Source organism: Brevibacillus nitrificans (assembly GCF_003710965.1).
GTDB classification, from domain to species: Bacteria; Bacillota; Bacilli; order Brevibacillales; family Brevibacillaceae; genus Brevibacillus; species Brevibacillus centrosporus.
Genome location: NZ_RHHU01000017.1, coordinates 130404 through 145047, shown reverse-complemented (window position 1 = coordinate 145047; position 14644 = coordinate 130404). Strand labels below are relative to the sequence as shown.

The window sequence follows — 14644 nt, the reverse complement described above, 5'->3', positions numbered from 1 at the left end:
AGCAGTTACTGTCGCCTCTTTTTTTAGCCAATTCGCCTCGTCGCTGCCTTTTTTATGATGATCTGGCGCAGCTGGGCCGCTGTCAAAGGACGGGTATACCCTGCACGCCTCCTGCGCCCTGCCGCTGCCCTGCGGAGCTGTCCGATGCTGCCATTCGCCCTTGCGACGCGGACTCCGAATGCCTGCATCGCCCAATGCACGGGAAACGAGATGGAGAGTCTGCCATCCTCTGAGCCTGCGAAGTTGACGGCCGCCGCATAGTTCCCCGAGGTAAGCCATACCGATCCGGAGTCACCTGGCAAGGAGATTGCTCTTTGGCCCCGGATGACGGTCTGGTTGCGAAAACGGATGACACCCAGACCGCCAGCAGAACCGTAATCAACATCAATGTCTGTATGAATCGACTCTACCACGCCACTAACCCGGCCTGTCGTACGGCCCACTTTTTTGAACCTGGCTCCTACTGCATAGCTCGCCACATGTCCTCTGACGGCCCCCACTGTCGCATAATGGGGAGCGAGCAGACGATTGGACGTGGGGATGGACAGGGCAGCATCCAAATAGTTGTTCGCGTTTTTACGAAGCCGGACAAATCTGTACAGCCTTCCGATTCGACTGATCCCGGATCGTCCACCATCCGCCCCTCCCGGTTGAATCGTTTCGGTATAACCACTGGTATTGTTCCTGTTGAGCACGTGGTTGTTGCTAAGCAGATACCGCCGGGCTCGCCGGGCTGCCGGCGAGACGATGAGACCCGCTGTCCCGGATATGCCAGGGTATCCTACGCTGTAGCCGGCGACGACAGGACGGATTCTGCGGCGATACACTCCTGCGGCAGCTGGGCGAGCGTTTCGGTGGCAGCAGCAGCGCCCCGAAGCGATGGTACGCACTGACACTTTGGCAAGCCCCTTTGCAAGATGCTTCTTCACATGGACATACTTCGGACAGCGCTTCGCAACTGTCGCACTTGCATTTGCGGTATACAAGACGATGCAGTGCCCGCCCTTTTTCTTAGTCCCCTTCTCAAAACCAACGCCAATGCCTATGACGCCCGGCATTTTCTTCCATGCTTGCACTAGTTTCTGCTTGGCTCGCAATGCTTCTCGAAAAGTAGCCATGGAATCCCTTCCTTCCGCGATGTCTGTTTCCTCATCGTATGCGAAACTTGACCGCTTTCCTTGGACAGCTGACACAGGCTTGCTCGCCTTTTTTCATAGAAATCCCACGAAACGCCAAAAAAAACGCCAAGCCCTTTTGAGAGCCTGGCGGTTTTCTATTTCTCGTGCTTGCTTAGGAAGCTTCCTGTACAGCTTTTTCCTCAACGGATGGCTGCAACTTTTTATTCGTATGAACCAGCAGGATATTCAGAATAACAGCAGTCAAAGAGCCTGTTACGATCCCGTTTTGCAGCAGCATTTTTGCCATGTCAGGCAGCTGGTCAAACATGCTAGGAACAGCAGCTGAGCCCAAGCCTACTGCGATACTGCAGGCAGCAATCAGCAGGTTTTCGTTTTGACGCAAGTCTACCTGAGACAGGATGTTGATACCGGATGCGACTACCATCCCGAACATCGCTACCATCGCACCACCCAATACGGCGTTCGGAACCACCGTCGTCAGAGCAGCCAGCTTTGGCAAAAGACCGAGAACGACCAGGATTCCACCTGCACCGATCATCACGTCACGAGACTTGATGCCAGTCAAGCTTACCAGCCCTACGTTTTGAGAGAAGGCCGTATATGGGAATGCGTTGAAAATACCACCCAGCATAATGGCGATCCCTTCCCCGCGCAAGCCTTTTACGACATCCTCTTTGCTTACGTCTTTGTTCGTCACTTTCCCGAGGGCAAAATACACGCCTGTGGACTCCGCCATGCTGATGATGTTTACCAGAATCATGGTAATGATCGCGACGATGCTAAACTGTGGTGTACCGAAATAGAAAGGCTCTACGATGCTAAACCAGGAGGCCGTCGCCACATTGGCGAAGCTGACCATCCCCATAAAATACGCGACAACCGTACCGGCAATCAAGCCCAGCAAAACGGAAATCGCACGGATAAATCCTGTACACAGACGATTGATGAGAAGAATAATAGCAAGTGTGCCCAATGCCAGAAGCAGATTGCGCGGAGCTCCAAAGTCTGGCATGCCTTGACCGCCAGCTACGTTGTTCATCGCGACGGGAATCAGGGAAAGACCGATAATCGTAACGACCGAGCCCTGTACAACCGTTGGGAAGAAGCGAAGCAGCTTACCGAATAAAGGAGCTGCCAAAACCACAAAAATACCGGATATAATAATGGCGCCATACGCGGTTGCGAGATTGGTCTGCGAAGCGATCGCAATGATCGGTCCTACCGCTGTGAACGTACAGCCCAGGACAACCGGCAGGCGAATCCCCGTGTATTTCGTACCGAGTACCTGCAGCAGGGTAGCGATCCCGCAGGTAAACAAGTCAGCTGCGATCAAATAAGCGATTTGCGCCGGAGTCAGATGAAGAGCTCCTCCGATGATCAAAGGCACAACGACTGCTCCCGCATACATGGCCAAGACGTGCTGCAAGCCCAAAGTTATCACTTTTTGTTTGGATAACATACGATTGTTTCTCTTCCCCTCTATCTATTTGTTTTACACGCGTGTTGCAGCTGGTTCGATGAAATGAATATGTTCCGGAGACATGGATTCGATGCGTGCCAAAGACTCAATGCGAATGCCCTCTTTTTCGAGCAATCCGCGGCCTTCCTGAAAGCTTTTCTCGATGACTGCACCGATACCCACGAGATGTGCGCCTGCGTCTTTCACAATCTGGGTAAGTCCTACGAGTGCGGCACCTGTCGCCAGGAAATCATCGACGATCAAGACGCGATCCTCTGCCTGCAAATACTGCTTGGACACGCTGATTTGATACGTTTCCTGTCTGGTGAACGAGTGAACGGGAGCCGAGTAAACCTCCTCGGTCAAGGTAACCGCCTTTTTCTTTTTCGCGTAAATAAACGGTACGCCTAGTGCAAACGATGTTGCCAAGGCGAAGTGAATGCCACTTGCCTCAATCGTCACGACTTTGGTCACCTTTTCATCCGCAAACAGCTCCGCAAATCGTTTCCCAATGTTCATGGTCAGCTGCGGATCGACCTGATGATTCAAAAAGGCATCCACTTTCAATACGGATGCAGACAATACCTTACCGTCACGAATAATGCGCTCTTGCAGTTCTTTCATCTATGTTCCTCCTCCACGAATAACAACCGCCTGAAACCATTAGAAAACTTGGCTCCGCCAAGCTTTTGTGGCGGAGTCTTAGCTGCACCTATTCTTCCTGTATAAGGAAAGCCCAGAGTGAACAGATCACAGGGTGGCAGTAACGTAAATACCAACTCCAAGTGAAATCTGTCCCCTCTGGGCTTGTTTCGCCAGGGTACAGCACGCTATTCAAAGCGCGGACGTCACCAAATCAAATTCTTTTTATCAGCAAGAAGCCTGAATAGAAAAGAATCGTGACGTTCTCTCACTCGTAGTCAGGCGATTTACGGTCACCCGGTAGAAACTGTTGGGCCTTATTCCCAAAATTATACGAGCTTGCATATGCTTTTTGGATATTGACCAATCTATCATATCAGGCAGCCTACGGGCAAGCGTTAATTTTTGAAAGCTACTTCCGCCGCTCAAGCGTTGGAAAACATGGAAAGAGCCCCCGATTTTCGAGGGCTCTCTCTTTATCGCTTCGGCTTGCGCTGCCGCATCTGCACATTGATTTTTTTCCATTTATCCTTTTCAGCTGCCTGCAATCTCGCGTCTTCCTTGCGTGCCAGATGGGCCAGCTCCCTTTGCAGCTTGAGATAGCTGTCAAAGCGCGCTTTTTCCAGGGAACCATCCTCGATCGCTTCCCGCACCGCGCAGCCTGGCTCGCGCATATGCTGGCAATCCCCAAAGCGGCAGGACTGTCCGAGTGTCTCGATGTCATCGAACGCACCTCGGAAGCCTTCATCTGCTTCCCAGAGCTGCAGCTCGCGCATGCCCGGCGTATCGATCATCAATCCCCCGCTCGGCAACAGGAACAGCTCCCGGTGCGTCGTCGTATGACGGCCGCGGTCGTCCCCTTCCCGCACCTCGCTCACTTTTTGCATGTCGGTGCCGCTCAGCTTGTTGATCAGAGTGGATTTGCCTACTCCGGAAGAGCCCATCAGTGCGATGGTTTTGCCTTCCGAAAGATAAGGGGCCAGCTCCTCCAAGCCTTCGCCTTGCTCGGCACTGACGACGTGTACGGGTACACCGATCGCGATGGATTCCACTTCACGCATTCGTGCGTCCAGATCGTCGCACAGATCGGCTTTGCTCAGTACGATGACAGGTGAAGCTCCGCTTTCCCAAGCGAGAATCAGATAGCGCTCCATCCTGCGAATGTTAAAATCGTTGTTCAGAGCGTTGACCAAAAAGACCGTATCCACGTTTGCCGCCACGATCTGTTCTTCCACGTTGTCCCCAGCGGCCTTTCGTGAAAACTTGCTCTTCCGTGGTAAAACGGCGTGGATCGTCGCTTTTTTCTCTTCTGCACGTGGACTGATGACGACCCAGTCCCCGACAGCCGGATAATCCTCGCGGCCTGTCGCTTCATATCGCAGCTTTCCTGTTACCTCGCCCAAGAGCTCGCCATGCTCGCCAAGCAGGCGGTAGATCCGTTTATGTTCCAGTGTGATGCGTCCCACACTGTAGCCTTGTTCGGCATAAGGGGCAAAATGATTGGCAAAAGCCTCATTCCAGCCCAAAGTTTGTAAGGTTTGTTGTACTTGTTGATTCACGAATGGATTCCCCCTGCGAATGGTTTCATACATTGGCTTTTGGCCATACCAGTCACAGTCGAATCCTCAAATCAAAACCGTTATTGGAGTTCGTTTGAAAGGAGGATTCCTGTGACCCCGATTGCTACAATCTCTACCAATTTTGTGTTTGCCATAAAACATCTCTCCTTATCAAACCGAATGATCCAGTTTGTTGATGATTTCCCAGCTATTGTACCACGAAATACTACGGTTGCAACAGGCTCAGTCGCCTCCGCCACCGCCATCGCCGCCCCCGCTGTCAGATCCCCCATCGCTGTGACTGTGCCCGTGACTATGGCCATGCCCCCAGCCACTATCGGAATCATCTCGGCGCGGGTCACTATCGACGTAATACGGTGTACCGCTGTCAGTTGACGAGTGGGAACGCCCACGTCCACCCTTCTTTAAAGAAGAGCTCACTACCATCATCAATATGATAAACATGAACACGACGATAATGAAAATTTCCATCGTCTCCACTCCCTTCTGCGTCCAATCTTTGAACGTCCGTTGTCCCTTCAGTATACCACGTTTCCCAGCATAGAATGGAATGGACTGTCATTTCAGGAGGAGAATGGTGGAGCAGCACTCGCTAGCCCGCGGTCCGGCCCTCTGCTGGTGCTACCGCCAATATATTCGCTACGGCAAACACGCGATACGCTTTGCGCGCATAGCAGTATGCCTTCATGCGCTGGCCCATCGCATCCAGCTCTAAAATTCGTACGACTCTCCTGCTGGTTTCCCCGTTCTTATCAAGGTAGATCATCTCGATGATTTGCTGTCTTCGCCAATATTTGTTCAGTTCACGAATCATCAGGTTGTCACCGCCATTTCTTCTGTATGAACATCTTATCATCCAGAACGTTTGTTCGCAAGTTTTGTTCCCATTATATGCGAACAGACAGTAAAAAAAGACAAATGCCCAAAAGAGCATCTGTCTTTTTCTGTTGCTTTTATGATTTACGCACGGCTTTTCCGTACACGTAGAGGATCGGGGACAACAGAACCGCTGCCACGATCAACGACGCCCGCACAGATATTCGACTACCGACCCAGCCCACTGCCGGTCCTCCCGCGGTCTGTCCCAGCGCATTTGACTGACTGAGCATGGAGAGGACAGTCGCTCGGACGTTGCTGGGGATATTCATATTCAGCCACGTATCGTACAAGGGGCTGCTGATGGCCTCGATCACGCCGATCAAAAGCAAAGCGGCGAGCGCCCACCAGAAGCTCGGAGACAGCGCAAAGGACAAAATCGCAAGCAGCCGCAAGAACGTGAGTAGGAACATACCCGTCAGGACGATCCGCTCATTGTTGATATCCAGCCATTTTTCCGTGAGCTTGACCGCAATCAAGCCCAGAAAAGCAGTGGCGACCGCCATCACTCCGAACCAGACAGCCATCGAAAGGGGAATGGCAGCAGGAAAGCCGATTTCCCGAATCAAATGAGCTTCCCGCAGCCGATCATAGCCTTCTGAGGAAGCACCGCTAAAAAGCGTTACGATCAAGATCAACAGCAGGATCGGCTGCGTACGCACCACCTGTACGCCCGTAAGCCACGTTGTTTTCATTTCCTGCCACGCGGTGGAGCCTGCCTCCCGCACGCGGGGCATAAAACCCGTTTCTTTCATAAAGAGAATCAAAAGCAGCCCGAGGACCATATACATCAAACCGCCTACGAAGTAAGGAAGCTGCGTTCCCTGCATCGACAGATAGACGCTCAAGCCAATCCCTGCCATCGTTGCCACAAGCGAGACGCGCTTTGCACGCATGAACAGGCTCCCTAATTGCTCCTCTCCGTCCTCATCTGCAATCCACGCTGTATCTGCACCGCTGATAAAGGTATGACCTACGCCAAAAAGGACTTGGGCAAGAAGCACCCAGCCGAACATCGGAAGAAGGGGAGGCGCCCCCGCAAGCGAGCCCATCACTCCCTGCAGGACGAAGCCGCTGCCCAGCACAAACATCCCAATGATCATGGACAGGCGCCGGCTATATGTATCCGCCACCACTCCCGTTACTCCTTCGAAAAGTACCACGGTAAGCTCCAAAACGGTCCCTACAACCAGGAGCTCCAAAGGGGATAATCCCAGCGTCGCCACATAGAAAATAGCGTACGTGGTAAACATCGTCGAGTTGGCAAGAGCTGTGGTAAAACGCATGAGCATATACAATTTTGTCGCATTCATCTTCATAGGAACAAGATCCGCCCTTTTTTAGGCAGATCGACACGTTCCGTTTTCTACCTACTGCTGCAAAAGCGTACGTGTCGCTCTACCGCCAAATTTTTCTTTCTTTTTTGGGTGAGTTGCAGCTGTTTTAGATGCTAACATGATTCATACACCTCCGAGAGTAGTTAGCTCTATTATAAGGAATTTTCCTTTTTTGACGAGATCAGGCTTTTGTCCACCAAAAAAACCGTACAGATCGATGATCCGCACGGCCTCTTTTGATGCTTATGCTTTTTTGCGGAACAGGCTGACAATCGACAGCAGCAGAGCCAATCCCGACAGCACGATTGGAAGCGTATTGCTGCTTCCTGTCGCAGCCGCAGCTCCTTGCTCCGCAGCAGGCGCGGTCGCGGCAGCTTGGCCTGGCTCGTGGCCTGCTTCACCTGCCCCCTCTTTGATCGTCGTCACCGATGCCGGTGTCTTCGAATCCGGCGCTCCGGTCCATTCCACTACTTCGCCATCCGCATAGGTCTGGTAAGCCTTCCAGGACAGAGTACCCGCTTCTTTCGGGTTGGCTCCCACGAAAGCAAACTCTGTAAACTCATGCGCCTTGATCCCACCCTCTGTCGCAGTCCAGACCAACGCTGTGTTGCGGCCGTCCTTATCTTTTTCAAATGCATAGCTCCAGCCGGGGATAGGCTGAACGGTGCTTACCTTCACGTTCGCCGGGAATTCCAGCTTGACCTTTGTGGTATTCACGTCTTTTTCAACGGGTACTCGCACGGTGTATTTTTCATAGGCACCGGTAGTCGTTTCTTTCGGATAGACGTTGACGTGTGCCTGCGCAGCTGTCGCGAACGTCAAAATCGCACCTGCCATCCATACACTGCTCATCCATTTTGTTGCTTTCATCGAAAACCCCTCCTAATGTTGGTGCTGATGTATTACAGTTGTAGCCGAATCGATTGTGCTTGAATCAGCGGTAGTCGGATACTGCGTCTGGCTCATCCACATTCCTGCCAGGATGGCCACGATCCCTAATGCCACTTCCCAACGCAACAGCAGCGGGCGCAAAACATTCTTTTGACGCCAATGCTTTGTTTGCCAAAAGGCGATCACCAGCATGACACATACAGCTGCCACCTTTCCGTAAAACAGGTAGCTCCACGTAAGCGAGCTCTGGAAAATAGCGATCACATTCGTCTGGATGCCAAGCATCGCAATGCCAGTCAGTACGGCCAAAAGCGATGCAACGGCTACTGTCCGCAAAAAGAAGGCTTTGAATCCCTCGTTTCCCCGCTCTGCCTGTCTGTAAGTCAGAAGCAGGTAGAAGAGTGCCCCCATCCATAAGGAGACTGTCAGTACATGCAGAACTCTGAGCAAGAGAGACAGCCATACCGGTGATATGCCCCAGGCGTGGCCTCCAAATGCTTGCGTGCACAACAGCGCCAGCCACAGGATGACATACCAGCCGCTCACCATGCCCGGGATCGCAAGCAAAATCAAAAGTCCAAGCGAGACCAGCAGCATCATCGCAAAGGAAGATTGCATCAGGACGGACCAGCTTCCTTGCCACAGCGCATCTGTCAGCGACACAGCGGCGAGTGATTCATCGTAGAGGAACCAGAGGAAGACCAGTCCAATGATCGCCAGCCCCCAGCCGATCTGTCTCATGATACCCAGCAGTTTGCCAAACGAAGGGAGGCCGTAGCGCTCTCCTCTCCATGCCAACAGGTACAATCCGCCGCCCAAAAGAAGAATGCCTTGAGTCAGATACCGATACACAATCAAATAAGAGCTGTCAGATTTTTGGGCAGTTGGATCTACCACGGAAGCACTTTTTTGTCCGATCGAAAACGTCAGTCTTTCTTCCACCGGATGACCATCCTCGGAGACGACCGAAACAATCGCCGTGTACGTCCCTTCCGGTAGATCGGGCAATTTCGCATTCACTTGAGAAGCGTCTCCCGGCTGTAGTGTCGGCGCCTCGAGCTGGACCTCTTCTCCCTTCCAGTTGTACAAATTTATAGCTACCAGATCTGGCTCCAGGACTTCTGTAAAGCGCATGGAGATCTGGCCCGGGTTGGCTTGCAGAACTTCATTGTCTTTTGGCTGGCTCCCCATTAATCCGGCATGCGCCTGGACCGCTGTCGGTGTCACGCTCAGCACGAGGAACAGAGCCATCCAGAGTAAGGCTACGTATCGTTTCACGCTCATCACCATCCACTTTTGTTGCATAGCCTTTTCACAGGATTTATCGTACCAAACTTGATACCACGACCATATGGCTCAAACGGGCTATCTGCTGTGACGAATTGTTGAAGCAGGTGTAAAAAAACCAAAAAAGCGCTACAGGCTAGCCGACCCACAGCGCAGAATGCCAGTCATTTTTTCTTATGCTTTTCGCAGATTCCGCTGCCAGGAAACCCCATAACGATCGGATACCCATCCAAAGCTTTTACGGATCAGCGTCGAAGAGAGCGCATGAGGACAGCGCCATCTGCCAGCGTCATCCCCGCCTATTCTACTATCTCACCTGTCCGTTTTTCACTGTCTAGTAAAATATGGGAAAACCCTGCCAAGCGATGGCGATCGCGATTCACGCGGGGCGCCTGCGTTTGGCAGATGGCACAAAAAAAGAGACTGGCATCTCGTCCAGTCTCCGCTCTAGTATTTATCGGCCGCTCTTCATTTCTGTCCAGTAGCGATCGTATTCTTGCAACGCATCTCCTACATCGACGAGCCACTCCGCACGAGCGATGTCCGCCTTGTCGAGGAAGATCATTTTGTTGGAGCGGTATTCCTCGCTATGCAGGGAGTACGCTTGCTCGTTCGGGTTGCTGTAGCCGATCGACTCGTAGTTTTTCACACTGACTTGTGGATCCATCAAGTAGTCGATGAATTTTTCTGCCAGTTCCTTGTGCTTCGCGCCTTTTGGAATGGCCAGGGTATCTGCCCAAATCGTCGCGCCTTCTTTTGGAATCACGTATTCCACATCCGGATTTTGCGCGTGGATGAATGCCGCGTCACCGGACCAAACGGTACCGATCCATGCTTCTTCCGCGATCATTTTTTGCTTGATGTTGTCGGTATCAAATGCCACTACGCCAGGCACCAGCGTTTTGAGATCCGCGAATGCTTTTTCCAGCTCCCCTTTATCCTTGGTGCTGTTGGAGAAGCCGTTTTTGATCAAAGACATCCCCATGACTTCACGAGGGTCGTTCAAGAGAATCACGCGGTCTTTGTATTTTTCGTTCCACAGGTCAGCCCAGCTCGTAGGGGCTTCCTTGACGAATTTTTTGTTGTAGGCAATCCCTGTAATACCCCATGTGTACACGACGGAATGCTTGTTGTCCGGATCAAACGGAGGTGTCTGGAAGGTAGACACGATGTTTTTCATATTCGGGATGGCTTCCTTGTTCAGGTCCTCCAGCAGGCCGAGCTGAATCATCGTAGCGACCATGTAGTCGGAAGGCTGGATCAGGTCATAGCCCGAAGCGCCCGCTTGAATCTTCGCCAGCATTTCTTCGTTGCTGCCGTATACGTCATAGTTGACCTTGACGTTGTACTTCTGTTCAAAATCCTTGATGACGTCTGGATCAAAGTTATCGGCCCAGCTGTAAATGTTGAGCACTTGCTCTTCTTGCTTCTCCGATGACGATGACGAACAACCAACAACAGTCAATGCGAGTGCGGCGGACAAAGCGCCGATCATGAGGGACTTAAAACGTTTCATTTTCTCCTCCAGGCCTCCAAATCAATATGTGATAGTCTTCGAATCTTTACGTCGGAACAGCTCGGCGATAATGACCAAGAGCACGGTGCATACAATCAGCATCGTGGACAGGGCGTTTACTTCTGGCGACACGCCCCGTTTCACCAAGCCGTAGATATACAATGGCAGCGTCGTAGAGTTTGGACCCGCCACGAAAAAGGAAATGATGAAGTCGTCCAGCGACAAGGTAAAGGACATCAAAAAGCCTGCCACGATTCCCGGCATAATCAAGGGAAGGGTCACATGCCGGAGCGTTCCCCAAGGAGTCGCGCCCAGGTCTTGCGCAGCTTCCTCCAGCTCCTTGCCCATGTCAGCCAGTCGCGCGTTGATAATGACCATCACGTACGGCATGCTGAACGTGACATGCGCCATGATCAGTGTCGCTTTCCCCAGCTCCATATGAACCTGGCTGAACAGCACCAGCAGCGCTAGACCCATCATGATTTCGGGGATGACGATCGGCAAGTAAATCAGGCCGTTGACAAACGTCCGCCAGCGCAGCGAGTAGTGCTTGATCGCCAGGGCAGCAGCCGTACCGAGAACCGTAGCCAGCACGCTGCTGATGATCCCGATGGTCATGCTGTTTGCGAGCGCCGCCATAACCTGCCTGTTATCAAACAAAGAGAGGTACCACTTCCATGTAAAACCGCTCCACACGGCATTGATCCGTGAATCATTGAACGAGTAGAGCATCAAGATCGCAATCGGCAGATACAAAAAGACCAGCATCAGCCAGGAATAGCCCGATAATACGTTTCTGCGCCACGTTTTCATGCTGTACCCTCCTTCTTCTCGCTAGCTTTCGTCGCTTTGAAGAACAGAAGGATCAAGAGCATCGACAACAGCATCAAAACAATGGACAGGGCTGAACCAAACGGCCAGTCACGCGCAGACAGAAACTGGTTCTGAATGACGTTCCCCATCAAAGCAGACTTTGCGCCCCCCATGACATCCGGAACCACGAACATCCCGATAGAGGAAACAAAGACGAGGATGGAGCCTGTCACCACACCTGACTTGGTCATGGGCAGTGTCACGTGCCAAAAGGCTTTCCATGGCGTCGCCCCCAGATCGTATGCCGCTTCCAGCTTGCGGCGATCCATTTGCTCGAGAGACACATAAATGGGCAAGACCATGAAGGGAACGAGCGTGTACACCATCCCGAGCATCACGGAGCCCGAGTTGTACAGCAAGGGCAGTGGCTCAGTAATGATCCCCAAGGATTGCAGGATCGTGTTCACTACGCCTTGCGAGCGCAGGATAATGACCCATGCATAGGAGCGAACCAGAAAGTTGATCCAGAACGGGATCATCACCAGCAAAAGCCAAATCTGCTGTTTGGAACGCTCCAATCGGGAAATGTAATAGGAGAGCGGATACCCGAACAAGATCGACAGCACTGTTGTCAGAATAGCCACGACAAATGTGTCCCAAAAAATCTGCCCGTACAAGGGATCCACAATACGGATGTAGTTGTTTGCCGTGAACTCATAGACAACTTGCCCGTATGTTCCTCTTTTCAGAAAAGAAAGCACGACGATCAGCAGCATCGGCAAGACGAAGAGCGCACCCAACCACAACAGTGCCGGAAGCGCGAGAAGTTTAGTCGGTTTTTTGTTTAACAAGGCAAATTCACCTCGTCTGCCTGTGACCAGCCGATCGCCACGAGATCGTCCACCTGCCAGTCGAGACCGTCACCCGCATACTGATGGGCCATGACGACCTGGTCTTGACCATCGAGACGGATAAACACTTTGCGCAAATTCCCGAGGAACACCGCGTCCGTAATTTTTCCTTTGCAGCGATGCTTGCCTGGCTGCTCATCTGTCCGGTACAGCTTGATCTTTTCCGGTCGCACAGCTGTACACGTACTTGCCTGGCGGAAAATGTTGTTCTCGCCAATGAAGGTCGCTACAAACAGCGTCTGCGGGGTATTGTAGATCTCTGCAGGAGAGGCAATCTGCTCGATACGCCCTTTGTTCATGACAGCGATCCGATCGGACATCGCCATCGCTTCCTCCTGGTCATGCGTCACGTAAATAAACGTGATACCGAGGTTCTTCTGCAGGTTTTTCAGCTCCAGCTGCAAGCTTTTACGCAGCTGATAGTCCAGTGCACCCAAAGGCTCGTCCAACAGCAGTACACGAGGGTTGTTAATGATCGCTCGGGCGATCGCCACCCGCTGCTGCTGACCGCCAGACAGTTGCTTCGGCGTCCGTTTTCGCAGCTCCGTCAGCTGTACGTACTGCAGGACTTCTTCCAGGCGGCGCTTCTGTTCTGCTGCATTGACCTTTTTCATTTTCAGTCCGAAGAGGATGTTCTGCTCCACATTCATATGCGGGAACAAGGCGTACTGTTGGAAGACCATGTTCATGTCACGCTGATAAGGCGGTACATGCCCCAAAGGCTTTCCATCCAGAAAAATGTCTCCCGAGGTAGGCTCCTCGAAGCCTGCAATCATCCGCAGCAAGGTTGTTTTGCCGCAGCCGCTCGGACCCAGTAAAGTCAAAAACTCCCCTTCTTCGATCGTGAGCGATAAAGGGGGAACTACTACTGCTTCTGCAAATCTTTTTTCAATTGTATCCAGATGTATAATCGTTTTCATTCGTTCATTCCACCATATGTCATCATACTCATAGCAATCTAGGTTACTATATCGAATATGATGCGTTTTGTAAACAGTTTCAAACCCTCCTTTCTCAATTTTCCCTCGTTCCCCGGTAGGAGATGAGGCACAAAAAGGCCGAGCCCCTGCATGACTATGGGCCCGGCTTATTTATGCATTTCTCCTTATATGGACGCAGATGTCGGTTTTGGCGCAGACCTCTTGGCCTTCATACCGAAGTAGTTCGTGCCGATCACCCCCGCGATAATGAGCAAGCCGCCCAGTAGATGATAGAAAGCTAGCTGCTCCTGCAAGAATAGGACACCTGCCACGACCGTAACCAAGGTAGACAGGTTGTTGAATACGCTCAGCTTGGAGGCTTCCAGCTTCGACAGGGCAAAGTTGTTTAACAGGGAGGTCACAAGTGACGAGAGAATTCCCAGAAACAGAATGGAGGCGAGGAACAACGGATTTCCGAGAGGCGCCCAAAACGAGCTCAGCTCTCCCGCAGCCAGATGCCGAGAAACCGCCCATCCATTAAAGAACAGAAACCCGATCAGCGACACCAGGAAGGTGATGTCTATATAATGAAAGCTTCTAGTCATTTTTCTAGCCAGCACGCTGTATCCCGCCTGAGACAAGGCAGATAACAGGATCAAGACCGTTCCCAGACTGCTTTCAGCCCCTACTCCCCCGCCTTTCATCGCAAACATGTAGATGACCCCAGACACGGACAAAAGGGTAGACGCCTTTTGCAGCCAGGTCGACGATTCCTTTAAGAGAAAGCTCGCCATCAGCAAGGTGAAGATCGGGACAGTTGCCTGGATAATCCCCGCTTCCGATGACGTCGTATACACCAGCCCGAAGGCTTGCAGGGTGAAGAACAGTGTCGGATACAGAACAGCCAAAGGCAATAAGGCACCGATCTGCTTCGGTTTGATGGTCAGCCGCACCCAGCCGAAAAGCACAGGAATGCCAGCTGCGGCAAATGCAAAAGTAAAACGATGAGCCAGTGTATCAATCGGATTGGTTACCGTTAATGCCATTTTTACAAAAATGAATGACAACCCGACAATGATGGAATTCAGTATGGCAGACAGAATGGCCTGCTTGGTTGAGGTCATCTCGCTTCTCTCCTCTTTCGCTTGATCACGCAGAATTTCCAGACGGCCGTCTAAGCTTCATAGTAAAGGGACTGCTCACGTGCTACAATCCATAAAAAGGCGATCTGTTCCGGTACAGAATTTTCATCACAGGCTGAGGAGAGAGAATT

General features: G+C 51.9%; 14 protein-coding genes and 1 riboswitch. All 14 genes read right to left on the bottom strand.

The window, feature by feature from the left end; translation table 11 throughout:
• Window positions 1–23: 23 nt before the first annotated feature.
• Window positions 24–1118 carry a chymotrypsin family serine protease gene (locus EDM59_RS23940; RefSeq protein ID WP_122925915.1) on the bottom strand — a complete coding sequence of 365 codons (1095 nt, stop codon included), beginning with the start codon at window positions 1116–1118 and terminating at the stop codon, window positions 24–26.
• A 172-nt stretch (window positions 1119–1290) separates the two neighbouring features.
• Window positions 1291–2598, bottom strand: coding sequence for a nucleobase:cation symporter-2 family protein (locus EDM59_RS23935; protein ID WP_122925914.1), 1308 nt, complete (start codon window positions 2596–2598; stop codon window positions 1291–1293).
• 33 nt (window positions 2599–2631) lie between these two features.
• Entirely contained in the window at window positions 2632–3222 is a 591-nt protein-coding gene (locus EDM59_RS23930) for a xanthine phosphoribosyltransferase (protein WP_092274649.1), read from the bottom strand.
• A gap of 273 nt (window positions 3223–3495) precedes the next feature.
• Window positions 3496–3597, bottom strand: a riboswitch (purine riboswitch).
• A 119-nt stretch (window positions 3598–3716) separates the two neighbouring features.
• A complete protein-coding gene (rsgA, locus tag EDM59_RS23925; RefSeq protein WP_246011214.1) occupies window positions 3717–4799 on the bottom strand; it encodes a ribosome small subunit-dependent GTPase A in 1083 nt (360 codons plus the stop codon).
• Between the two features lie 243 nt (window positions 4800–5042).
• Complete coding sequence (locus EDM59_RS23920; RefSeq protein ID WP_122925913.1) at window positions 5043–5291, bottom strand: hypothetical protein; 249 nt, start codon at window positions 5289–5291, stop codon at window positions 5043–5045.
• Between the two features lie 121 nt (window positions 5292–5412).
• A complete protein-coding gene (locus EDM59_RS23915) occupies window positions 5413–5634 on the bottom strand; it encodes a WYL domain-containing protein (protein ID WP_122925912.1) in 222 nt (73 codons plus the stop codon).
• 139 nt (window positions 5635–5773) lie between these two features.
• Window positions 5774–7015, bottom strand: a complete 1242-nt coding sequence (locus EDM59_RS23910; RefSeq protein ID WP_122925911.1) for an MFS transporter — start codon at window positions 7013–7015, stop codon at window positions 5774–5776.
• A gap of 261 nt (window positions 7016–7276) precedes the next feature.
• Window positions 7277–7903 (bottom strand): YcnI family copper-binding membrane protein, encoded by a 627-nt coding sequence (locus EDM59_RS23905; RefSeq protein ID WP_122925910.1) that lies wholly within the window; start codon window positions 7901–7903, stop codon window positions 7277–7279.
• A 12-nt stretch (window positions 7904–7915) separates the two neighbouring features.
• Window positions 7916–9208: a copper resistance CopC/CopD family protein gene (locus EDM59_RS23900; RefSeq protein ID WP_246011212.1), complete on the bottom strand. Its 1293-nt coding sequence runs from the start codon at window positions 9206–9208 to the stop codon at window positions 7916–7918.
• A 457-nt stretch (window positions 9209–9665) separates the two neighbouring features.
• Window positions 9666–10727, bottom strand: a complete 1062-nt coding sequence (locus tag EDM59_RS23890) for an ABC transporter substrate-binding protein (RefSeq protein WP_092274626.1) — start codon at window positions 10725–10727, stop codon at window positions 9666–9668.
• Window positions 10728–10748: 21 nt separating this feature from the next.
• Window positions 10749–11540: an ABC transporter permease gene (locus EDM59_RS23885; protein WP_122925909.1), complete on the bottom strand. Its 792-nt coding sequence runs from the start codon at window positions 11538–11540 to the stop codon at window positions 10749–10751.
• Window positions 11537–12391: an ABC transporter permease gene (locus tag EDM59_RS23880; protein ID WP_122925908.1), complete on the bottom strand. Its 855-nt coding sequence runs from the start codon at window positions 12389–12391 to the stop codon at window positions 11537–11539. Before EDM59_RS23880 ends, EDM59_RS23885 begins: the two co-directional genes overlap by 4 nt.
• On the bottom strand, window positions 12385–13371 hold the full coding sequence (locus tag EDM59_RS23875) for an ABC transporter ATP-binding protein (RefSeq protein WP_122925907.1): 987 nt from the start codon (window positions 13369–13371) through the stop codon (window positions 12385–12387). Before EDM59_RS23875 ends, EDM59_RS23880 begins: the two co-directional genes overlap by 7 nt.
• 185 nt (window positions 13372–13556) lie before the next feature.
• Window positions 13557–14495, bottom strand: a complete 939-nt coding sequence (locus EDM59_RS23870; RefSeq protein WP_122925906.1) for a DMT family transporter — start codon at window positions 14493–14495, stop codon at window positions 13557–13559.
• Window positions 14496–14644: the final 149 nt, after the last annotated feature.